The sequence below is a fragment of the Sphingomonas degradans genome (assembly GCF_053502645.1).
Window position 1 is genome coordinate 844,057 of record NZ_CP177172.1, and the last position, 22,956, is coordinate 867,012.

Genomic DNA, 22,956 nt, shown 5'->3' on the forward strand with positions numbered 1-22,956 from the left:
ATGCCGGGGTTCGACATCGACGGCGCGCGCCGCTGGGCGCGCTTCGATCCAGGGCAAACGCTCGCACGCCGCAAAGACTCCGAGCTTCCGTTCGCCAGCGCGGAAGAAGTGGCGGGCCAGGCGCTCCTGCTCGATACGTGTGTCTATATCGACCAGATGCAGGGACGCGCGCCCGACCTCGTCGAGCAGCTCGTCGAGACGCGGCACGTCAATCACTCGACTGTCGCGATCCAGGAGCTCATGCACACGCTCGGCGTGCTGCGTCCCGACGATGGCCGGACGGCCAGCGTGGTCGGCGCGGTCCGGGCGCAGATCGTGGCAATGCCCGATCACCGCGTGTTCACGCCCGATGCCGACGTGCTTGGAAGGGCCGCGTTGCTCGCCGGCATGCTCTGCCGGCTGCAGGGCTATACCCAGGACGCCAAGTTCAAGGCACTGCAAGACTGCACGCTCTTCCTGCAGGCCCAGAAGCTGGGATTCACGGTGTTGACGCGCAACATCGTGGAGTTCGATTTCCTGCTGCAGCTCGTTCCGACCGGGCGCGCGCTGTTCTACCGCACGGCGCCGGCGAAGGCGTGAGGCCCTTACGCTATTGCGGTTCGCGGTCGAGTTTCAACGCGAAATAGGTCCTGAACGTCTGGTGCCAGACCTCGACGGCCAAGAGCTGCAATACGCCCTCATGCGGCGATAGCGCCGCCGGATCGGCTGCTTTGAAGGCATCGGCCAATTGCCGCACGCCATCCAGCCGCCCGAACAAGTCCGTCGCCGTCGCCGGTGTCGCACAGCGCCGAAGGGCTTCGTCGATCGGCGCACCTGGTGGCGGCTCGCACGATAGCGCAGCCGCGGCGGCGCGCCGCAACGCGCCGAGCATGAGATCGATATCGATAGGCGTGCTTTGCACATGACGGTGTCGCCCGATCTGCTGCACGATCGGTGCTATCGCGGCGAGGCCCTGCGCGGGATCGGCTTCGTTCGCGCTCAGCCGCGCGCAGATCTGTGTATAGCGATCGGCGTTGCTAACCAGCTTCTCGCTCAGGTGCGCCTCGTCGGAGAGCGTCATCCCCCTAAGCAGGGTCGCCATACAGAGCTGAAAGATCGTTCGCCCCGACAGCATCAACGAGCCGAAGCGTTCATCGCCGCCGGATTTCTGCTTGGCTGCGGGCCGGTAATAGAGCTCGCGCGCCACGCCTTCGTGCGCGACCCGCGACCGTGCGGCGTAAAATTGCGTTGCCCAGTCCTGAATGCGTTCAGGGCGGCCGAGGATGAGCGAGATCGAATCGGCGAGCCGGTCGCTCTTGGCGTCGGCGGGGAGGTTGAACAGCGCTTCGAAGGCGACCGCAAGGTTGAGCAGCTCGCGATCCGCACCCGCCTGGGATTCATTCGCGTGGTTGTACCATTTGAGCGCGGTGAAAATCCGGCTCCGCGAGGGATGGTCGGGTTGGTGCAGAAGGCGGAGAAGTTCGCCAGTACCGGTGCGGCCGCTGAATGGGCCGGAGAAATCCGCGGCCATATCCTGCTGAATATTCAGCGTCGCTTGTGGCCTGTGCGGGTAGAGGCGCGAGCCGGCGGCGACCCACAAAGGCTGGGCGAAATTGTAGAGACCCGCATAGCCTTCCACCATGTCGCGATCGTCTGCCACAACGCGCTGCTCCATCGATCCCTCGAGCGGGACGACATGATGGTCGGGATAGACGAGGAACTTGCTTACCTCGCCGGGTGACATCACGACGAGGCTTGCTTCCTCGGGGGTCAAAAGGATGTCGTCGAACACGTCGTGCGGCGACGAATAGGCATAAGCAACGACCGCGCGGATATCGGACAGGAGATCGAGTTGCGAGTTGGGACGATCGACATCCACGCGGTCCACGATCGCGAAAGTCGCCGATGCGATCCGCAGATCATCTTTCAGGAATAGCATGCCTGCTATGTCCTGGACGGCCTCGCCCTGCCGCTCGGGGAGATCGTCGATGTCTTCGGTTGAACGAAATTCGAGCCCGCCCAAGCGAATCCTTCCCGAGGTCTTTAGATAGGGAAAGACGGCGATTCCGAACGGCATTTCTTGAGCGTCTCCTTGGTTGCTCATTTCAGTTCATCAATCTCCTGTCGACCGCGAAGTTCGATCCCGTCGATAAATCCAGCAACATAAGGTGAAGAGTGTCTATTGCGCGCAGTGGCGCCAGGATTGGAACGTCCTTTCCAGCCTCGTTTTCGCTGGCGCTGCGGCCGTTAAATCACGCCTTACGTCGCGGGCCTTTATCCTTGACCTACGTGGGGGCCACACTCCGGCCGATGAGGGAACTTCGCGTTCGAAGGCACGCGCTGAACCCATGCCGACTCTTTCGAGGGGACAATTTCGTGCGAAGTCGACGAACAGGAGCTCATGTGCAGGGGGGTTGGCTTATTCATCTCGACGATCGAATGGAACGCTTGTCGATGTTTCGTGAAAACACGGGCTCGAGATTGCGTGAGCGCGAGCGCAAATTGACTTGGCGGAACATTGGCCGTGGTTCAGTTGTGCTGCTTTGAGGATTTAAATGAGCCGACCTCCACATGGCGGGTGAAGAATTCATCGACCTCGTTCGATTCCGGAATGACGGCGAGGACTTTCACATCAACTGGACCACCCGGCGGGCGCTGCGCATCCTTGGCCGCGAGGGGCTGACGGCCGTTGCCGTCGAGGGGATTTCCGACCGGGACCGTTTCAAGGGCAAGCGGATCGCGGCTGGCCTGCTCGTTGCCGACACGGTCGAATATTATGGCGGCGAGGATTTCGAGACGGCGAGCCGTATCGTGGTGAACCAGCTCAAATACTCAACCCAACACCAAGACGCGGCCTGGCCATGGGGTGATATCGAGCCCGTGCTGCGGGAATTCGCCGCGCGCTATCGTGCCTACGCGCGTAAAGCGGGCGTGAGGGCCGCCCGCTCCAAACTCCGCTTCCGCTTCATCACCAATCGTCCCGTCTCGAGCAATGTGCTGCAAGCCGTCGACTATCTGGCGGGACGCAGCGCCAACGTACTCAAGGGGCACGCGGGCAACGCGATGAACGCGATACCGTCCGCCACCGGTTTGAATGGCAAGGAGCTTTCGGCATTCCTCGCGCTGGTCGGACTTGGCGAGCGTGAGCAGTCGCGCGAGTCCATCGCCGCCCGCGCGGCGGTCGAAGCCAACAACCTCCTGCCGGCCATCTCGCGCGAACCGGTGACGGTGTTGCGCGATCTCGTCCGCCGTTTCGGCACCACCTCGCACGGCCAGGACCCAACGATCCGGCGGGAAACGGTGCTCCAGGCATTCGGCATCGACGACCCGGAAAAGCTGTTTCCCGCAGCGCCTGAATTCGAGCTCGTCCCCAAGGCGGTTGTCCGGCGTCAGGAACCCGCCCTTGCCGAAGCCATTCGGCAGGCGCAGCGCCCGATCCTCGTGACCGCAAGCGGAGGCACCGGTAAATCCATCATCGCGCAGCGGATACCTGGCCTCCTTCCGCTTGGCTCGGAGGCTGTGGTCTTCGACGGATTTGCCGGCGGCCGATATCGCGACCCGTCGGAGCGAAGGCATCTTCACCAGGTCGGTCTTGTCCAGCTGGCGAACGAAATGGCTGGCAAGGGCCTGTGCGACATCCTCCTTCCCACCGCTGCCAGTGATCGCGACTTCATCGTGTCGTTTCGCGATCGGTTGCAACAGGCCGCGGCGCTGGTCCGGAAGCGGTCGCCCGACGCGCTCGTCGTCGTCGTGCTCGATGCCGCCGACAACAGCGTGTTCGCGGCGCGGTTGTACCGGGAGGACGCCTTCGTCTCCAGCCTGCTCGCCGAAGCGCCGCCGGAGGGCTGCCGGGTCGTCGCGCTCGCCAGGCCCGAGCGCCTGGAAGGCCTCCACGTCGACAAGATCCAGCAGTTTCCGCTCGAGGGATTCGACCTCAAGGAAACCGGCAGGTTCGTGCGGCGCTTCGATCGCCGTGCGGCAAAGGAGAATTTCGAGACCTTCCGCCGCCTCACCTTCGGAAATCCGCGTGTCCAGGCCAATCAGCTCGCGCTCGCGGGCTCGCTAGACGCTGCGATCGTACTGCTGGGTCCCGGCGGCCTTTCGGTCGAGAAGCTGATCGAGGATCAGCTCGAGAAGGGATTGGTTCAGGTCAGAGATGCCCAGCCCGAAGCCGACGTCGATGCGCTATGCGTCGGCCTCGCAGCCTTGCCACCGATGGTCCCGATACGGATACTCGCTGAGGTCGCAGGCTTCAGCGAAGCCCAGATTGCCAGCTTCGCCAGCGACTTTGGCGGCGGGCGGCCGCTCATGCGTCGCGAAGGCGCCCTGCAGTTCCGGGACGAGCCGGTGGAGAAGTGGTTCAACGACCGCTTCGCCGCCGACGAGGCAGCAGCGGGCCTCTTCGTCGATCGCCTCGCGCCGATCGCGCAGAAGGACGCCTATGCGGCGCTCGCGCTCCCGCAACTCATGCTGCGCGCCGGACGGCATGCGGCGCTGATGAACCTGGCGCTGGCGAGCGACCCGGGGTTCGCCGACAAACCGGTCGAACGGCAGGCGATCGTCCTCCAGCAGGTGCGGTTCGGTCTGCGCTCGGCGCTCGAGCTCGACGAGATGGCGAGTGTTGCCAAGCTCTTTGTCCGCGCCGGGGAGCAGATCGCGGCTAGCGAGCGCCAGGAGCGCTTCCTGGAGGAGAATGCGGATCTCGTCCCCCTATTGAGTGGTCCTGAGGTCACGGAAGACTTCGTGCATCGCCGCCGCGGCGGAAACTGGTTCGGCGCGGTCAACGCCTATAAGGCGGAGATGCTCTCGGTCATGCCGGAAACCCGCGACGAGGCTCGGGGCTTCTTGTACCTGGCGGGACGCTGGCTGGACGAGTGGAGCCGCCGGACGCGGATGCGAGATCCGGACGACTGGCCGGGGTACGAAGACCAGCTCGGCGATGACGATATCGGCGCGATGTTGTTCGCGGCCTGCATGCTCGAGGGCACCGCCGCCGGGGCAGGGTTCGCGGACGACTTCAGCCCGGGCGAGTTCCGCTTCAAATTCACCTATGTTTGTGCCCGGAAGCTGCTCGATGCCGGTCAACGCGGCATGGCCGAGGGGCTGCTGGCGGAATTGAGCACCGGCGAGACGCGAATTGCCGTGCATCTCGCCATGCGCTGGCGCGGCCTGGCGTGCTCGAGGCAGCAAGTCGAACGCACCCTCGCGACCCTGGCCGATGTGAAAATCCGCGACCAACCGTTCGGCTATGACGATTCAGACTTTGCCGACGCCTTGCTGACCGTTGCCGAAAGCGCGGTCGAACATGGCTTGATGGCCGAAGCGCTGGCGTTGCTCGGAAGAGGAGACTGGTCGCTCTCCAGCCATCCTTTGCCCGATGTTGGGGGGCGCATCGAACGCGCCATGCGTGCGGCATCGCTGCGGGCGGCGATCACGGGCGACGAGCCGACCGTGGAAACCTTGTGGCAGGAGAGCCATCGGCGCTCGACCCGCCCTCTCGATCCGATCCGGCCGGACTATCGGGATATCCATAATCGCCTGCTCCCCACCTTCCTGCTCCGCGCCAAGATATTGAGCGGTCAGACGGTCAATGTCCCTGCGGAGCTGACGCAGATCAACCAATCCCGGTCGTTGATAGGTTTTGATCCTTGGCAAGAGCGCCAGTTCCGCGGGACGCGCATGACGGCGGAAGTGGATCTCCTGCTCCGCGCCGGGTTGTTGGACGTCCGGCAATTGCGGGACTGCGAAAGCCGCGCAGTGCGCGACGGCCGGCTCTGGCAGCATGAATGCCTCGCGCTCATCGGTCTGCTGACGCCCCATACGCTCTTTCATGGGGAGTTGATCCGCATTGGCGCCGTGGCGGCGGAGTCCGGCGAGGATGCCCATGACGATGCCGAGGTCCGGACCGGAAACCTCGCTGCGATCGCCCGCAAGTTGCTACCCATCTCGCGCGAGGAAAGCGCAGTCTATTTCCGCAAGGCCTTGGAGGAGGCCGACCGGGTCGGCGAGGAATTGCACGAGCGGCTCCAAATGCTGCTCGTCATGGGACAATCGGTGGCCGGCGGCGTGGGGGCCGCGGAATATGGCTACCGGATCCTTCGCCTGGCCGAGCTCTATGGGCAGATCAACAGCCACAAATATCCTTGGGACGACGTCTTCCATACGTTGGCGACGATGCATGCTCCCACCGCGATCGCCGCCGTGTCGCGCCTCGACAGCCGCGAGCGCGTGAATGTTCGCACGTCGCTGCCCGAAGTAGGCGAGGTATTGCTGCAAGAGGGCGCGATCGGCATTCGTCAGGCGGCCGCCTTGCATGCCCTGGGCGGCGTATGGGACTTCAAGGAGCTTCCCGCGAAGCTCGCTGCGCTGTCGGCGGCCGATAACGATACAGTCGCCGGAATGATCCTGCGCGACATGGTCGATGATAAGCGCGAAGCCTGGAACATGCGGGCCTTTGTCGGCGCCGCCGAAGCGCTGTCCCTGGTGCCTCCCGACGTCCGGGCCATCTACGAGCGGCGCAAGGCGTGCGAAGAACAATCGGCCAGCCACTATGTCCCTTCGCCAGATCCGGTCATCGATCATGCGGCGCTCGTCGCGGGGCGCAACATGCTCGATCCACTCGATCTCCTGGCAATCGTCGAAGCGTTTCGGCGCGAAGCGCGATATGGGGCAGCGATCGATCCGATGGCCGCGGCGATCCGGGAACCGGTGCCGGTCGCCGACCGCATCGCGCATCTTCGGGCGGTCGCCGCCTCGGACATCGATATGGAAGACCTTCTCCAGCTATTGTCGCTGGCGGGGTCGGCCTGGGCGCCCAGCATTGCTGTCAAGGAAGCGCTCCGCACGATCGCCCTCGACCTGATCGAGCGCCGGCCCTTCGATTTGCTCTCCTACCATTGGCATCGATCGCTGAAGTACCTTCAGGCGCTGACGCGTGAAGAGCCGTCGGTCTTGCTGCGCCTCCTAGTCAAAACGACCGGACCGAAGATCGACGATCTCGGGTCGTCGACCATGTTCTGGCTCGCCCGTCAGGTGCATGCGGACCTGCTAGCGCCGGAGGTTCGTGAACAGGTTCTCGCATTCGCGCTCGACCGTTTCGAGGCAGTGCTGTCGCCGGAGGAGCCGGACGGCACGTGGCGGCCGGGGCTTCATCCTGGCGGTGACGTCCGCACTGCGCTGGCGGCGCTGATCTGGACGAGCCTTGGCGACCCGAGCCCCCGGCGGCGATGGCGGGGAGCGCACGCCGTGCGGCGGCTTGCGCAGCTCGGCGAACGCGATCTCCTTGAGGCGGTTCTTGCGCGGCTGTCGGACGCTGACCCTGGCGCATCGCTGGATCCCCGCCTGCCATTCTATGCGGAGCATGCTCGGACCTTTCTTCTCCTCAGCATCGCGCGGATCGCCGCCGAGCAGCCGGCCATGGTGACCTCGGCGATCCCCAAACTCAGAGAATTGGCAGGCCGTAAGCACCGCCATGTTTTTCAACGATATTGGGCCGCGCAAGCATTGCTCGGGCTCGAGGCCGCTGGGGTCTTTGTGCCCGAGGCATCAGAGCGTTGGGCGTTGCTGCGCCCGTTCGCGAGCGACCCATCCGCGCCCGTGGTTCCAGCGCCGGTAAGGCCGGCGCAAGACGATCACGGTTATCACTATCCCATGGATTTCGCTCGGCGCGAGGCCGATCCGATCGCAAACTCCTTCGGAATCGCGCCCGCCGAATTGAGGGAGCGGGTCGCACAGGCCATCCGCGACAAGCTCGGCCGGGAACCGACCAAGGAATCTGCGCGCGACCCGCGTTCCGGCCTCGGCATCTATGACCGGCGTTACCATGGCGGGCCGGAGAATGAGCGGCTGGCCACCTACGAGGCGTGGCATGGCCTGTTCTATGCGATCGGCGACCTGCTCGAGGGTCGGGTGCGCGCGCCGGATTTGCTCGGGGATGACGGGTACATGCTCCGCGAGCATTTCCTGTCTGCCCCGCCGTTATGGCTGTCCGATCGGCGCGATCCCGATCCGACCTTCGCATGGCCTGCTTCCCCAGTGCCGCCGAGCGATTCCAATTGGGAGTGGTCGGTCACACCCGACGACTTCGAGACTGCGCTTTTCGAGAGCGCCGACCGTATTCGCCTTGCCGGGTCTTGGACACGATATTCCAGCCTCGCGCGAGAGGATGGTGCGGTCGCGACTGCACTGGTTCGACCCGATTTCGCGATCGATCTGCTGCGTGCGTGCCAAACCTATTCGGGGCGCTATCCAAGGCTTCCTCTTGAGCGAGACGAACTGGACCTAGGTTTCCAGAAAATGCGTGTCGTGCCCTGGATAGCCAAGGAGGAGCGCCCCGGCGGAATCGACAGCCTCGACCCCTTTTCGGGTCATATACAGGGTGCCCATATCCCCGGCGCGATAATGCGCCGGCGCTTCGGCTTGACGCCTTCCGACGATCGGCGCGTCTGGTCGAGCAGCGGCCTGGGACCCAGGTTCGAGCTTCGATCGACGATCTGGGGAGAGGCGCCCAACGACTATCGGGATGAACGTCTCGATCACGGCGACACCCTGACTGCGCCGCTCGAACGGATCGTGAGTGCGCTCGCCAAGATGGAGCGGAGTCTGATCATTCGTGTCCGCCTGGATCGCTATGGGGGTGCGAAGGACAAGGAGCCCAATACTTATGCCAGATACTTCATCCTCGGGGGAGACGGACACCTCGATTGGCTGGGTGGATGTCGTCGCGCTTGGCCGCCAGCTGACGCAGGAGTTGGGGGAGGGGCGTGACGACCTGGCTCTCAGCTGGATGGCGCATCATATCGCACGCCTTATGAAGGAGGCGGAGCAGGCGGAAGGGGAAGCAGCAAAGCAGCTCCAGGAGCAGTGCCGTCGCGCGATTCTCGATGTGTGGAAGGCGCGCCATGCAATCTTCCACCGGCCTCCGCTGTCGAGCGTCGAAGAGGTCGGAGAGGCGGTCCGTGCCCTGAAAAGTGGCGAGGACTGGTTCTTCCGCGGGCTAGAGAACGATGACGAGGGAGAGGCGCCCAAACCAATCCAGATGGCCCGTGCCGTCGATTACAGCGCCCGCGCCATTATCAGGGTCCTGATCGGCGATGGGGTTCGCCAAGGACTTTTCGAGGAGAAGGACTGGATCTGGCTCGTCCGGAGCGGGCTCCCGGACCTTACGCCGGTGATACTGCTGATGGAGGATGCGGTCGTCACGATTCCTCAAGCGAAGGACGAACCCGAAGAGGAGCGAGCCAGACGCAAGGCCGAAGCCGCCGAGCAGTCGCTGCGGGCAGAACGCGAGGAGTTGGTCGAACGCTTGAGAGCGCTCGCTTCCGTCGCCGATGAGATCGCGGTGTTGCTGCAGCCACTTCGCGATAGCCCAATTGGAGGCTCTTGATCGAAGGCTGTAGCTGGCACCTTCCTCCTTAAAGGCAGCTGTTAGGCGTCGCTCGTCCGATAACTGCCAGTCTGCAGTCGGCCCATTAGCGGTCTGGCTGCTCATGGGCCGGTTGCTGATCGTCCGCTCCCGAGAGTGAAGCCTCAGAAGCTGCCAAGCGTGAACGACCCCCTTCAGAGTAACAAATAGCGCCTAGATTCGCCCAAAACGGCTGGCGGATCACTAATCCTAAGAAGCGTTGATCAATGCTGGATGCTTCGAATAATTGCAACGAGTGCCGCTCGGGAGCGGAGGCTTAGGGTCTCTCAACATCGTCACACTAAACGAAATTCCCGCAGAAATAATTGAAATTTGCGACACCATAGCCATGCTCGAGGAGCACTTCGGGATGGTTAACTGGCCGGCTGCACCGCCTCGCCTCTACGGAACCGGTCGATTTCGGTTGCAAACTGTGGCTGAAGAGTATGAGAAAAAGTGTCAATCTGAGAAGGCGAGAGTTTTAGGAGGCGAGATGGGTTCTGAAGTCAATCGACGCGACTTCGTGTTCGCTGGACTAAGTGCAACGACTTTGCTTCTTTTTAACGGCCGAGCATCTCTCGGCACCACGGCGGTCACAATCCAGGGAGAACTGCCCACCGAGGTGCAGCAGCGACTGGCGAGCGAATTCGCCGGCGCGGTGTTCCTCGAGGCACGCGCGGACGCGGTGACCCCGGCGCTGGTCGCCCAGGGGAAGCCCGTCGTGATCTTCGGCCAGCGCGTGCTGCTCGACGGCGTCTATGTCACCGGAGGCCAGCCGCTGGCGATCATCGGGCAGGAAGTCACGCTGGCGGACGGGGCGGCAATCGATAGCAGCGGGCTGCGCGGCCACCCGCACTTCTTGGCCGGCCAGCGCGCGCGCGATGGACAGGCGCGAGGCGATGCGGGAGCGAACGGAAGCGGTGCGGGTCGCGGCGGCGACGGCGGCGACGTGGTGATCGTCTGCGACCGGCTGGCCGGGACACTGGCCGTCAACGGCCAAGGCGGGCCGGGCGGCGATGGGCAGCGCGGCGGCAACGGCATGGACGGCAATGCCGGTCCCAATGGCCGCGGCAGGCCGAGATGCGAGAGGGGCGGCAATGGCGGCGCCGGCGGCAATGCCGGAAGCGGCGGCGCGGGGGGGGGCGGCGGCCGCGGCGCCGCCGTGCTCGTCCAGGTGCGCAAGGGCGTCGCGGCGGAGCGCGTGCAGGTGCGCACGACTGGCGGCCTGGGTGGCGTGGCAGGCGCACATGGCAGCCCTGGCGACGGCGGACCAGGCGGGCGCGGCACGCCGAACTGGGAACACAATGACAGCCATGGCCCGCAGACCGGCGGCGGACCGGGACACTGAGCGAAGCGGGGGAGCACGAGAATGGATTGTTGGAGAGCACCAAGCGGCGACACGGGCCCGTCAGGGAGCGCTCCCACGGCTGCGGCCGCCCCGGGAAGTCCTGGCGCCGATGGCGCACTGATCCTGCGCGATCCGCAGAATGCAGCGATACTGCCGATCGCAGTGCCCGCGGGCCTGCTCACCCGCGCGATCCACGACGCCGAGCTGCTGATGGTCAACGGCCGAGCCGATATGGCGTACCAGGACCTCAATTGGCTGCACTTCGTGATCGCGAGCACGCGCGAACGCTACCCTTCGGGCTTCGCGGACGCGCTCCAGGCTAAGGTGCTAGCACTAACTCAGCTGGTGGCGCATGGCCTCGACGTGTTCGGGCGCAACTTCAACTATGTGCCGTTGACCAGCTTCGACGAATTGGCCGTGCTGGTGCGCGACCAGCTCACCTATCTGAAAAACGTCGAGGAGCGCCATGCGCGGCTGGAGGATGCGGCGGCGAGCCAAGCCGATCGGATCAACGCGCTGCGCGAGGCTGGCGACCAGCTCACGGCCTTTCTGAGCGACAAGGACGCGGAGGTAGCCGCGAAATCCGCGCGCGCGGGCGAGTTGCAAGACGAAGTACGCACGCTTTTCTTCGAACTCGAGGCCGTTCACCGCCAGCTGATGGCGGCCGAGTCGAGCTTCAAAAGAGCGGTCGCGGAGCGCAACAACTGCGCGTCGTTCGGCAACGTGCTCAAATTCGCGGCGCTGGTCGCGACGGTGGTGGCAACGGCAGGGGCGGCAGCGACCGCAGCGGCGGCGGCGGCGACCGCGCTGGAAGGCCTGCGCACGATGGAGAGCGCGGCTGCGGCGAACATGACCTGGAAGGCGGTCAAGACCGACCTCAACACCATTTCGACCCATGTGAAGCCGGCGGGAAAGACCGCAACCGACTTTGCCGATTCCTTCGGCAAGGCCCAAAAGGCATATAGGGATCTATTTCCCGACCGCGAGCCGATGCCAGACGTGCTCAATCAATCTGAAGACGCGGTCCGCCTAGTCGCGGCGAAGGAAGATTTCGACAAGGCGATCAAGCCCTATCTCGGGATGTCGGCAGCGCGGCGCTACCAGGCGATCATGCACAAGTACATCGCGCTGGCCGAGACGCGGAACAACAAGATCCTCGAGCACGACCGCACGGTGGTGGAGATCGTGCAGATCAATGCCCGCACCGTGATCGAGCGACAGACCGTGGCGAGGCTGGCGGCGACCACCGCGGCCAATTTCGACACGCGTCTGCCGGAGAATCTCGCGTTTCTGGAGACCAGCCTGGCAACGCTCAAATGGGGCGTGATCCGTCATCTGGTGTCGATGGAGAAGAGCCTCGAGTACATGGTCGGCACGCCCGGTGCGGGTCAATATTCGGACGTTTCGGTGGGCGCTTTGAGCGCGACCGCCACGCAGTTGCTCCAGCGCTTTGGCCAGGTGCTAGAAGGCTTCGGCCAGGAAGCCCAGTTCGGGCGCCACTTCTCGGTGCGGCTCAGCGACATCCTGTCACGCGGCGAGATCGACCGCTTCGCGGGTGGCGACCCGGTCGCCTTCGCACTGAACGAGATCGACGACCAACTCTTCGCCAATTTCTATGCCGTGCAGACCGCGCGGATCGGGCTCGTCGGCGCGGACGGCAAGCCTATCCCGGGTGAGATGAGCGTGACGTTTGAACATTGCGGACGCTCGGTGGTGCGCCAGCGCGATCGTTCCAGTCGGGTGTTCGCGCATGTTCCGGTCACGGCGAGCTACGTGCAAGGGCTGTTCAACAACGTCTCGGCGCGCGGCGACCTGCTCTCTCCGCCAAACAACGGCCATGCGCGCTATGTGGGGGTGAGCCCCTATGGGCCGTGGCGCATGCGGCTAAACAGCGCTAGTCCGCAGGTGCGCAGTGCACTAAGGAATGGATTTCTGATGCTCGACGTGGGCTTCCGGACCTTGCCAATTGGGCCAACGGCCTGATCAACGGAGGGCCTAACGCCGCTCAACGCAAAGAATGATTTTAAGCGAGCCCCTGTTAAGTCAGCGAATGATGAACAACGGCTCGCCTCCGGCAAGCTGCAGATTGCGGCTCAATGCAATGAACTCCACTCAGCTGACATCATCGTACGGTCAGACTCAGACCCAGACATCCAAGGCCGGATCCTGGTTCCCGCAAAACGAACTTTCGCGCAGAAGAAGACTTTCACAGGAATTGGGCCGCTGCACGAACCCGCTGCGCGGGAGTGGTGCTGGTGGTGAGGTAACAGCGACAACGATGACGTCCTGTCCGGATTGAGCGGTACCCGTGACGGGCAGACCCTTTCGGCTCCTTCAACCTGAGGAGTCGAACGATGTACGATCTTGTTCCGGTCGGTCCGATCAGCCCGCTGCGCCAGCGGCTGCTCGACGACATGACCCTGCGCGTCATCCTGGCCACGAAGACTCTCCAACTGCGCTCCGCGCTTTCCCCGAACGGCACGCGAATTCACCGCCAAAGCCACAGTGTAAGCCCAGCGTCCGGCAACCCCGATCGCTAATTCTTGGTCGGCGGCGAACGGCGGCTTTCAGGTATGCCGAGCAGCGAGCTGAACGACCGACATTAGGGCGCAAAGTCGCCGCGAAGCTATGCCAGCGCGATTCCAGTCGCCTGACCAGTTGCCGCTTCAATTGGGATTGTGGTCCATGGGGGCGGGGAAGCACAGGTCGGGATCACCAGCCTTCCAGGGTGCCAGCCGAACCATCGCAGAATCGAAGAGGCGGGACGCAGTAAATCTGTCCAGCCAACCGCGGACATGCGGCAGGGGCTGTATATCAAGCCAAGCGCGGTCGATGGACGCGAACTGCCGAACGAACGGAAGCAGCGCCGCATCGGCCAAACCGAACATAGCGCCGCACAGATATGGATTGGCTGTCAGGCGATCCTCAAGCGCCCGCAGCAGGTTGACGCAGGCGGCACGTTCGATGGCCGCATCGCTTGCATAACGTTCGGGATATTTCGCCCGGTCGAGATGATGTTTGAACGGACCATCGTTGGTTTCGATCAGCGTCACGTTGTCGCCGGCTAGCCAACCTGCGGGATCATAGCGCGCGAGGGCCCACCGCATGATGTCGAGGCTCTCGTCGATGACCTCGCCGTCGGGCAGAACCAGGACAGGAACGGTTGCCTTTGGGGATGCGTCGCACATTTCAGCTGGCTTTGCGGAGAGCTTGACCTCCCGAATTACGCAAACCGTGTCGCTCGCTAGGCCCTGTTGACAAAGTTGGGCAACCATCTGCGGATGGCGGCGAGATTGAGGAAACTGGCGAAGGACAGCGCGGTCTTGTCGTAGCGGGTGGCAATGCGGCGTTGATGCTTGAGGTGCCCGAACATGCGCTCGATGCGGTTCCGGTCCCGGTATCGACGGAAGTCGCAAGCGATGGGTTCGCGCCGGTTGGCCTTTGGCGGGATGATCGGCAGGATGCCGCGGATCAACAGGTTCTCCCGGACCGCATCGCCGTCATAGCCTTTGTCGGCCAGCAGCGCCTTGGGCTTGTTGACCGGCAGCGCCATGAGGTCATCGACAGTGCCGTAATCCGACGCTTCGCCGCCGGTCAGGACGAAGCCGAGAGGGCGTCCCTGATTGTCACAGCGGGCGTGGACTTTGCACGTAAAGCCGCCGCGTGATCGACCAAAAGCCTCCTTATGAGTCCCCCTTTAGCGCCCGCTGCCGAAACATGGCCGCGAACCGTGGTGCTGTCGATCATGTGCTGCCAGTCGTCGGTCAGCCCGAAATCGACCAGCGTGGCCAGCATCGCATCCCAGACGCCTTGTTCCGCCCAACGCCGGAACCGCACATAGACCGAGTTCCACTTGCCGTAGCGCTCGTGCATGTCGCGCCAGGGGCAGCCGACCCGCAGCACATGCAGCATGCCGTTCAGAAATCGCCGGTTGTCATGGGCAGGGCGCGCCTTTCGGCCGCGCTCGGATGGCAGCAGGCCTTCGAGCACCGCCCATTCTTCGTCCGTGAGATCGCCCCGCGCCATTGCTGCTCCCCGCAAAAAGCAGCCTTGAATCAGAGATCAGGCCGTTTGGGAATCCACTTTGTCAACACAGCCTAGCAGCGCGAGGCGCGCACGTATCGCGTAGGGGCAGCGTCGGAACGAGTATAGAATGGGCAGGCTGCGCATGGCGGCGCGGGATAAATCATGTCGGTCCAGCACGCCATAACCGCCGCTATCGACCAGAATACGCCGTTCAGATTCACTCAAATGAGCGTCTGCTCGCGGCGGGAGCTGCCGATCAAGTCATTCAAAACTGCCAAGCTTGGGGGCGGGGCCGTTTGATGTGAAAGGCGCACGGATCGCGCTGTCGGACCCGTTTACTGGCTCGACACGGGCTGCCCAACGACGAGATCTCGATACCGTCTGCTGCCGCTCAGCGAGAGCCCGCTATCTAATTTGACGAGGAAATCGCCACTGCGGTCCGTCTCGATGCTACGGATTGCCGCACGTTGGACGAGGCGACTGCGGTGGATGCGGACGAAGGTTTTACCGAGCTCCTTCTCGACCCCACTCAAGGTTGCCCGGTGCGTCAGCGTTCTGCCATCCGCGTGCAGTTCGACATAGTTGCCGGCGGCGGAAACGTGCTCGATCGTGTCCACCGGCACGAGGAAGCGCTTCGACCCATCGATCACGGTGAACATGGCCGGTGCGTGCGGCAGCGATGGCGCGATATCCTCCGCGCTGGGTGTACGGGCACGCTCAAGCAGCCATTGCGCCACGGCGGCCGTCCCCAGGAACTGGAGATAGGTCGCGGCGTCCTTCCGAAACTCATAGAAATACGGATCGGCGAGGCTGCCCGCGAACGTGTAATGTTCGCCCATGGCAGCGTAGGCGACATGGCGGAGCCCGATCATCGCCGCGACATGCAACACGGACGCCAGCGGCAGGCCTGCGAGCGCGATCGCCAGGGCTATCCGCCAATCGGTCCGCGGCGGTCGAAACCGTGCAGCACTCCACCAGAGAAGCGGCGCCACGGCGAGCCATCCGGCCACGCTGGTAAGCTCCCAGGTCCAGATGTGCACGCGAGTCTCGTGGAGGCCTGCAGCAGCGAAGTCGCTGATCATGGACTCTGCATTGCCGATCGTCACCGTCGCCAGGATCAGCAGGAAGCCGGCAGCCAGGATCACGGCCAGCCTGCGCTGGCCGCCGCTCATCCCGCATACGCCGCCGCTCGTCCTCACGTCCGTCACGATGTCCCCGCCACCCCGCGCTCTACCCCTCGGCGCTTATCAGAGGGGCTCGGGCGTCGCTAGCCAGCGGTGGATCACAAGCAACAAAGGATAGTACGCTTATGCCGCAACGGCATTTTGGGATGGACTGGCTGCGCATCGGCGCGTTCCAACTGCTCATTCTCTATCATGTCGGCATGGCGTTCGTGCCATGGGACTATCAGGTGAAGATGGTCACGCCGGGTCTGTCCTGGGCGACCATTCCGATGTTCCTGACCAACCCCTGGCGGCTTTCACTGCTGTTCGTGATTTCGGGATACGCCAGTGCCGCGCTCCTGGCGAAGCAGGCTAAGGTGTCGATGTTCTTGCGATCACGCCTGCTCCGCCTCGGCGTGCCACTGCTGTTCGGCATGGCCGTGCTGGTGGTGCCGCAGCCCTGGGTGTGGCTGGTGACGCATTTCGACTACGCGCACAGCTTCGGCTATTTCCTCGTCCACGACTATTATCGCTTCCAGTCGATCGACGGCGTCGTGATGCCGACCTGGATGCACCTGTGGTTCGTTGCCTACCTGTTGGTCTACACCGTGCTTATGTGCGGCGTGCTGCTGGTGATGCCGGTTCGCTGGCGGCAGGCGAGCCTCGCCGCGGCAGAGCGGATCCTGGCCGGCCCGATGCTTCTCCCGATCGGGATCCTTTGGGTGTACGGAACGCGCAACTTTCTCGGCGGCGGCTGGGAGGAGAGCCATGCGTTGGTCGGAGATTGGACCGCGCACGCCAATTACGTGCCCGCTTTCCTGTTCGGCCTCGCGCTACGATCCTCGGAGCCGCTCCGGAGCACCATCAGCCGCTGGTGGCCGGTGGCTGCCGGCGCTGCTGTCGGGGGATGGCTCATCCTGGCGGGTGTTGAACTCGCCTGGCCTGGTGATACGGTTGCCCCGCACTGGGTGTGGCTGCCCTATGACGTGGCGCGAGCGGTAGAGTGCTGGTGCGCGATCGTGGCACTGATCGGCATCGCCGACCGGTATTGGAATGCCGATCACCGCTGGCGGCCCCTGTTGGCGGAGGCGGTATTTCCCTTCTACATCATCCACCAGACGATCATCGTCGTCGTCGGATATTGGCTGCTGGGCACAACCACGGGAGCGCTCAGCCGCTTTGCTATCTTGATCGCCGCCACCGCGGGCGGCTGCTGGATATTCTACCTCGTCGGCAGGAAGGTGCGCTGGCTACGGCCCTTGATTGGCTTAACGCTGTTAGGCCGACGCGGGTGAGAGTATCCGCACCTCCAACCACCGGAGACTCCTCATGAAGGTTGCTTTGTCTGGTGGATGCAGGTGCGCGTGAAAGGAAGCTCGGAATCCGCAAGACCGCAGAGCGCCTGTTCGCGTCCGGAAGTGCTCTGCTCTGGCGGCTCATGCTTGGCTTGATGCGACAAATGAAATCGCCCGGACCTTGGCCGTCCGCTCTTGGCAAAAGCCGTCCTTTAAATAGCGAATGGGAAACGGCGGGTTTGTCCCAATCTCGGCCATCCGCTCACTGTGTGAGTAAACGGCAGCTTTCGGGATCGACCTGAGGGTTCGGAATAGCCGGAATTGGGGCGCATAGCGGTCGCAAGCTGCTCCATGCCGGGCTATAAAATCGCACCCAATGTGGTGGGAGAAGTGGTGGGTTTGCGTAGGAGATTGTCGCTTTAATATAATAATGGCAATAGTTTAGCTGGAAATAACAACTTCCTCCCTCTCCGCCATTTACCTTTTGACTGCCGTCCATAGTGCGATGTGCTCGCCGATCACCGCACGCACCGCCGATTCTGTGCTTCAGTCCGATAATTCCGGGACACCGGCAACAGCTGGCATCGAGACCCTATTCCAGTCGTTTGTATTCTTCGTTGAGAATGGCGGCTTTGAAATTCGCCGGTCACGCCCGATTGTGCGAAGGTCTGTCCGCCCCTCATTCGACGGAAGAAAGACATGGAATCAAACCGACTGCACCGTGGACGCTTGATCGATCATATCCAGCTTGTCGTGCGCGACCTCGCCGCGAGCGAAATCTTCTACAAGGCAGTAATGTCTGTGCTGGATATACCAGTTCTCAGCACGGACAACGGCTACTTCTTGGCCGATGAACTCCTTATATCCTCGGCAGACAGCCCCACAGCAGTGGGCGAATTGACGGGGCGACATCACCTGGCTTTCCAGGCGAAAAATCGCGCAGTTGTCGATGCCTTCTATAGCGCGGCGTTGGCCCACGGAGGGCGCGACAACGGCGCACCCGGAGTGCGCGCCTACCATCCGGGATACTACGCCGCTTTCGTCCTTGATCCCGATGGGAATAACATCGAGGCCGTTTATCAAGGTGAGGCGAGGCGAAGTGCGCCGTCAGTCACGATCGAGTTCTAATGGCCCGATTTTTACATTTTCTACCCCTTCGGCGCGGTTAGGCGCAAATGTCAAAATCAATCCACTAGCGATGCTGCCCGAATTCGGGTGCGGGCATTGGCGTAAGCGGACGAGGTATTGAGCTGGATCATACGACCCTTGGTCCACTTCCCGTACCAGGCGGTGCGGTATAGTTCGTCATCTGATCGGGCCGCGATCGTCGCGATCAATCCTGCCTTCGCATCCTCCAGACGGGCGAGCAGCTCGTGCCATTGGATTGTTTTGCAATCGGCGTAGAATTTCTGAGCCAGCAGGCCGAGCTCGTTCCATTTGAAGCCGGCCTCGGGATAATCGACCGGTTCAGCCAGGTCGTCGCGATCCAGCCATTTCAGAACCAACTCGTTCCACCCGATCAGATAGGCCACCAGATCGGCCGGGCTCATCGTGGTGCCGTTGGCATGGCCCTTCATCGTGGCCTCGCGTGCGCGGTTGGGCTGAACCTTGGCTAAATCCGCCATCAGCCTTTCGAACGTCGTCGTAATGGCAGCCAGCAATTCCGCCTTGGAGGTTGGAACGGCCATGTGTTTCCTTCTTCTGCAAAATCGCGGCGATTCAATTATAATCTGGAGGCGCAATACAAGGGCCGTGTTGCCCGACATCCCGGTTCAAGCCGACCGCGCGAAAACCCTGTTGCGCTCGCGCCGGACGAGTCGTATGCAGTGTCAGCAATCGATTGCAATGACGCCCGGCAACAGGGCGCGAGGGGATGTTGGGATGCGCTTTCCGCGTAGAGTTTCGTTCGGCGCCGCCCCGATGGGGCAGCCGGATTCCAGCGTTGCCGACAAAATCGGCAGAGGAGCCCTCGGGTCGCGACCGAGTGGTGTTCACCATGCTGCCGAGCACCGGCGCGGCGGCGGTCTCGCAGAAGACCGTCGCCGCGCTTCCTCTGGTCTCGAAACTGGGAAGATAGCCATGAAATCGAAGATACTCGCCACGCTGGGCACCGGCCTTGTGCTCGCCGCGACGCCCGCCTCGGCGCAGGCCGTGTTCAAGGTCGGCGCGGCGAAGGTCGACGTGACGCCGCCCGCCAAGGAACTGCCCAAGACGATCCAGGGCGTGCTCGATCCGATCAACGTGCGCGCGATCGTGCTGGACGACGGCACCAGCCGCGCGGCGATGGTGACGGTGGATGCGGGCGCGATCGGTACCGAGACCTGGCAGAATGTCAGCGCCGCCGCCGAGCGCGAGCTGCGCATCCCGGCCAAGCAGTTGCTGCTCACCGCGACGCACACCCACAGCGCGCCGTTCCTGCGCGGCCCGGCCTATGAGGCCAAGATCCTGGACGCAGTGCGCAAGGCCGCGGCGGCGGCGCAGCCCGCGCGGATGGCCTATGGCACCGGGGTTTCGTACATCAACGTCAACCGCAACATCATCGATCCCGAGACGCATCGCTGGTGGGAAGGCCCGAATTACGAGGGCGTATCGGACAAGACCGTCGCCGTCGTGCGGTTCGAGACGCTGTCGGGCGCGCCGATCGCGGTCTATTACAATTACGGCGTCCATGCGGTGCTGACCGGCAATCTGGACATGGTGAGCGCCGACCTGCCGGGCGCGACGTCGAACTATATCGAGGATTCGCTGGGGAATAATGCCGTCGCGGTCTATTCCAACGGCGCGGCGGGGGACCAGAACCCGATCTTCTTCCAGCAGACCTATGACCTGCGCGCGATCCGCGTCGCCGACTATGCCAAGCGGGGCGAGGACATCAGCAACGCGATGCCGCCGGGCGGCACGGGCATGGACCGCAACAACCCGCAGGTCGTGAAGCTGATGAACCAGCAGAAGCAGATGGCGCTGTCGATGGGCCAGATGCTGGGCGAGGAAGTGCTGCACGTCGCGCGCGCCAGCCTGGAGCGGCCGGTTGCGCAGGCGCGATTGCAGGGTGCGCAGACGACCGTGATGTGCCCGGGCCGCAAGCGGCTGGACAAGGGGCGTGCGGGCTATCCCGGCAGCTATGAGGATGCCGATCCGATCGGCCTGCGGCTGAGCCTGCTCAAGATCGGCGACACGGTGATCGGCGGCGTCGATGGCGAGGTTTTCACGACGATCGCCCAGCGGTTCAAGCGCGAGTCCCCGTTCAAGCACACGATGATGACGACGCTGACCAACGGCATGGCGGGATCGGGCTATATCCCCAACGATGCGGCGTTCGGGTACAACACGTTCGAAGTCGTATCCTCGCGGCTGAAGCCCGGATGCGCCGAGACCGCGATCGTCGAGGGGCTGCTTGACCTGATCGACAAGGTCGCGGCCGAATAGGCAGTCCCCCGGTTGCCCTAAGGCCCGACAGCGGGGCCCGCGCGGATCCCCCGCGCGGGCCCCGTTTGGTTTTGAGGGGTTCAGGCGGGGAGCGCGTCCAGCGCGAGCGCGACTGCGCCGCGCGGCCCGGCTTCGGTGCCGAGCCCGGCGGGCTGGACGATGCGGTCCAGCGCGTCGCCGCCCAGGAACGGCAGATAGCTGCCCAGCCGCTCCGCCACCAGCGCGCGCGCCCAGGGCAGCAGGAACGGGCGCGACACCGCGACGCTGCCGCCGAACAGGATGCGCTCTGCCGAAATGGTCAGCAGGATCGCGCCGCATAGTTCGGCCAGATCGGCGGCGACATGGCGCCACGCTGGGTGATCGTCGGGCGCCAGCGCGGGGTCCATGCCGAAGCGCGCGGCGAGCGCGGGGCCGGAGACCAGCCCCTCGATACAGTCGCCGTGAAAGGGGCAGGCGCCGGCGAAGCTGTCGCCGCCCGCGCGGCACAGGCGCAGATGGCCGATTTCGGGATGCATCGCGCCGTGGACCGGCCGCCCGCCGATGAGCACGCCGCCGCCCAGTCCGGTGCCGATGGTGATATAGCACAGGCTGTCACAGTCGCGCCCCGCGCCCCAGCGATGCTCGGCCAGCGCCGCGCCGTTGACGTCGGTATCGATCCGCCATGCGCAGGGCAGCCCTTGCGTCAGCATCGGCGCGACGGGCGCGCCGCTCCACCCCGGCTTGGGCGTGGCGAGGATGTGGCCGAAGTCGGGGGCTGCCGGATCGAGCCGCAGCGGCCCGAACGATGCGATGCCGAGCGCGGCGAGCGGCGCCTGGGCGTGCCACGCATCCAGCTGGGCGCGCAGGGCGGACAAAGTGGTGTGCGGATCGGTGGTGGGCAGCGTGACGCGCTCGACGATCGTCTCGCCCTGCGCCAGCACGCAGATCGCCTTGGTTCCGCCCAGCTCGACTCCGGCGAGCCGCAACGCCTGCGCCATCGTCAGGCCGCCAGCCCGGCGCGCGCGCCGTCCAGCCGCAACTGGAGCATCGGCGCAAAGGTCGCGCCGAAGCGCCGGGCATGGGCGTCCTTGCCATTGCTGCCCCAGGCATCGACGAAGCTCGTCACCTGAAGATCGGGCATCACCAGCCAGCTATAGGCTTGTTTCGGTGCGGCGGCGGGGTTGGCGAAGACCAGCCCGGTGCCGTTGAGCGGCGCCCAGCCCCCCGACAGGCGATCCGATACCATGCCGTACAGCCCGGTGGGGCCGGTGGGGCCGTCGGGGTTGAACACGTGGCGCTGGGTCGACCAGAAGAGGTAATAGAGGCCCTGGTGGAACACGACATGCGGGCGTTCGAGTTCGTTGTTCAGCGTGTCCGCGCTGATGAGCGGGGGCTGGAGCTGCCAGTTCTCAAGCCCCGCATCGTCGGCGACGGCCCAGCCGACCACGCCGTTGAACGCCGAGGCCGAACCGGCGAGCGAACCGGCGAAGAAGATATGGTGGCGGCCGTCGCGCGGATCGCGGAAATAGGCGGGGTCGCGATAGGCCTTGATCGTGCCCACCGCGCCGTTGCCGGCGTCGCTGGCCATATAGAGCGCGGGGTCGCGGACGAGGATTTCGTGCAGGCCGTGCCAGTCGATCAGGCGATAGCCGCCGGGCGTGGCTGTCAGCGTTGCCTTTGCACGGAAAAGCCGCTGCTCGAAGCTGGGCACGGCCTCGCCCCGGCGTCCGGTGGCGGTGAAGAACAGCGTCAGCGCCCGGCGGTCGGCGTCGAGCAATGCCGAGCCCGACCATTCGCGGCTGCCCGGCGAGAAACCGTCGGGCAGCGCGGGGCCGAGATGCGTCCAGCCGGCGGCGTTGCGCGACACTAGATGGATGCGGGCATGGCCGTGGCGTTCGTCGGGATCGGGAAATTGCGGCGCGCCGAGCGCCATCCACAGCGTCTCGCCATCGTCCGACAGGCGCGAGGGCGTGCCATCGGCATCCTGCACCGGCCAGGCATCCCAGATGTCGAGATCGGGGGCGACGCGCGCGAAATCCTGTGCGGCGATCAGCGGCGCGGCATGGGGCAGGGCGGGGTCGATCGCGGCAACCTGCGCCGGGGTCCAGGCCGTGGCGGCGGGGCGGGGCATGCGGGTCAAAATACGGCTCGCGGCGTTTGCCGGAAGGGCATTGTCGCTGCGTCGGCCCATAGCCTTCCGTTCGCCCCTGTGCGCGTGTGCCGGACCAAGTCTGCTCTCCACATTTTGTTCTGTCGCATCCCTATCTGCAAGAATAGCCGTTCGCAATCGATTGCGCGTGTCGGCGACGTATTTTTTCGTGGCGCCCGGCAGACCGA

Annotated in this window: 15 protein-coding genes and 2 pseudogenes; 9 read left to right on the forward strand and 8 right to left on the reverse strand. The window is 64.2% G+C overall.

Annotation, left to right across the window (positions count from 1 at the left end; all coding sequences use genetic code 11):
• Complete coding sequence (locus tag ACG3SL_RS03980; RefSeq protein WP_448663838.1) at positions 1-579, forward strand: type II toxin-antitoxin system VapC family toxin; 579 nt, start codon at positions 1-3, stop codon at positions 577-579.
• A gap of 10 nt (positions 580-589) precedes the next feature.
• Here the strand turns inward: ACG3SL_RS03980 and ACG3SL_RS03985 are convergent, their stop codons facing one another.
• A complete protein-coding gene (locus tag ACG3SL_RS03985; protein WP_448663839.1) occupies positions 590-2,083 on the reverse strand; it encodes a hypothetical protein in 1,494 nt (497 codons plus the stop codon).
• Between the two features lie 467 nt (positions 2,084-2,550).
• On the opposite strand from ACG3SL_RS03985, the gene ACG3SL_RS03990 reads away from it, so the two are divergent.
• The 5 genes from ACG3SL_RS03990 to ACG3SL_RS04010 all read left to right on the forward strand — a co-directional run bounded on the left by ACG3SL_RS03990 (position 2,551) and on the right by ACG3SL_RS04010 (position 13,270).
• Positions 2,551-8,745, forward strand: coding sequence for a hypothetical protein (locus ACG3SL_RS03990; RefSeq protein ID WP_448663840.1), 6,195 nt, complete (start codon positions 2,551-2,553; stop codon positions 8,743-8,745).
• A complete protein-coding gene (locus tag ACG3SL_RS03995) occupies positions 8,690-9,364 on the forward strand; it encodes a hypothetical protein (RefSeq protein ID WP_448663841.1) in 675 nt (224 codons plus the stop codon). Before ACG3SL_RS03990 ends, ACG3SL_RS03995 begins: the two co-directional genes overlap by 56 nt.
• A gap of 640 nt (positions 9,365-10,004) precedes the next feature.
• Complete coding sequence (locus ACG3SL_RS04000; protein WP_448663842.1) at positions 10,005-10,730, forward strand: hypothetical protein; 726 nt, start codon at positions 10,005-10,007, stop codon at positions 10,728-10,730.
• A gap of 162 nt (positions 10,731-10,892) precedes the next feature.
• Positions 10,893-12,713 carry a hypothetical protein gene (locus ACG3SL_RS04005; RefSeq protein ID WP_448663843.1) on the forward strand — a complete coding sequence of 607 codons (1,821 nt, stop codon included), beginning with the start codon at positions 10,893-10,895 and terminating at the stop codon, positions 12,711-12,713.
• 371 nt (positions 12,714-13,084) lie between these two features.
• Positions 13,085-13,270: a hypothetical protein gene (locus ACG3SL_RS04010; RefSeq protein ID WP_448663845.1), complete on the forward strand. Its 186-nt coding sequence runs from the start codon at positions 13,085-13,087 to the stop codon at positions 13,268-13,270.
• Positions 13,271-13,396: 126 nt separating this feature from the next.
• Here ACG3SL_RS04010 and ACG3SL_RS04015 read toward each other — a convergent pair whose 3' ends face one another.
• From ACG3SL_RS04015 to ACG3SL_RS04030, 4 genes and pseudogenes are all read right to left on the reverse strand, one after another.
• On the reverse strand, positions 13,397-14,005 hold the full coding sequence (locus tag ACG3SL_RS04015; protein WP_448663846.1) for a glutathione S-transferase: 609 nt from the start codon (positions 14,003-14,005) through the stop codon (positions 13,397-13,399).
• Positions 13,975-14,756: pseudogene (locus ACG3SL_RS04020) on the reverse strand (IS5 family transposase). The gene ACG3SL_RS04015 and the pseudogene ACG3SL_RS04020 overlap by 31 nt, the downstream one beginning before the upstream one ends.
• 72 nt (positions 14,757-14,828) lie before the next feature.
• Positions 14,829-14,900: pseudogene (locus tag ACG3SL_RS04025) on the reverse strand (glutathione S-transferase); the annotation flags it as partial.
• Between the two features lie 191 nt (positions 14,901-15,091).
• Positions 15,092-15,928: a LytTR family DNA-binding domain-containing protein gene (locus ACG3SL_RS04030; protein WP_448663847.1), complete on the reverse strand. Its 837-nt coding sequence runs from the start codon at positions 15,926-15,928 to the stop codon at positions 15,092-15,094.
• Between the two features lie 158 nt (positions 15,929-16,086).
• On the opposite strand from ACG3SL_RS04030, the gene ACG3SL_RS04035 reads away from it, so the two are divergent.
• Both ACG3SL_RS04035 and ACG3SL_RS04040 read left to right on the forward strand, forming a co-directional pair.
• Positions 16,087-17,214: an acyltransferase family protein gene (locus ACG3SL_RS04035; RefSeq protein WP_448663848.1), complete on the forward strand. Its 1,128-nt coding sequence runs from the start codon at positions 16,087-16,089 to the stop codon at positions 17,212-17,214.
• 729 nt (positions 17,215-17,943) lie between these two features.
• A complete protein-coding gene (locus tag ACG3SL_RS04040) occupies positions 17,944-18,342 on the forward strand; it encodes a VOC family protein (RefSeq protein WP_448663849.1) in 399 nt (132 codons plus the stop codon).
• Between the two features lie 56 nt (positions 18,343-18,398).
• Here the strand turns inward: ACG3SL_RS04040 and ACG3SL_RS04045 are convergent, their stop codons facing one another.
• Positions 18,399-18,902 (reverse strand): ClbS/DfsB family four-helix bundle protein, encoded by a 504-nt coding sequence (locus ACG3SL_RS04045; RefSeq protein ID WP_448663851.1) that lies wholly within the window; start codon positions 18,900-18,902, stop codon positions 18,399-18,401.
• Positions 18,903-19,293: 391 nt separating this feature from the next.
• Here ACG3SL_RS04045 and ACG3SL_RS04050 point away from each other — a divergent pair, with 391 nt between their 5' ends.
• Positions 19,294-20,640, forward strand: coding sequence for a neutral/alkaline non-lysosomal ceramidase N-terminal domain-containing protein (locus tag ACG3SL_RS04050; RefSeq protein WP_448663852.1), 1,347 nt, complete (start codon positions 19,294-19,296; stop codon positions 20,638-20,640).
• 80 nt (positions 20,641-20,720) lie between these two features.
• Here the strand turns inward: ACG3SL_RS04050 and ACG3SL_RS04055 are convergent, their stop codons facing one another.
• Together ACG3SL_RS04055 and ACG3SL_RS04060 are read right to left on the reverse strand one after the other, a co-directional pair.
• On the reverse strand, positions 20,721-21,617 hold the full coding sequence (locus ACG3SL_RS04055) for an ROK family protein (protein ID WP_448663853.1): 897 nt from the start codon (positions 21,615-21,617) through the stop codon (positions 20,721-20,723).
• A gap of 2 nt (positions 21,618-21,619) precedes the next feature.
• Complete coding sequence (locus ACG3SL_RS04060; RefSeq protein ID WP_448665063.1) at positions 21,620-22,750, reverse strand: glycoside hydrolase family 68 protein; 1,131 nt, start codon at positions 22,748-22,750, stop codon at positions 21,620-21,622.
• Positions 22,751-22,956: the final 206 nt, after the last annotated feature.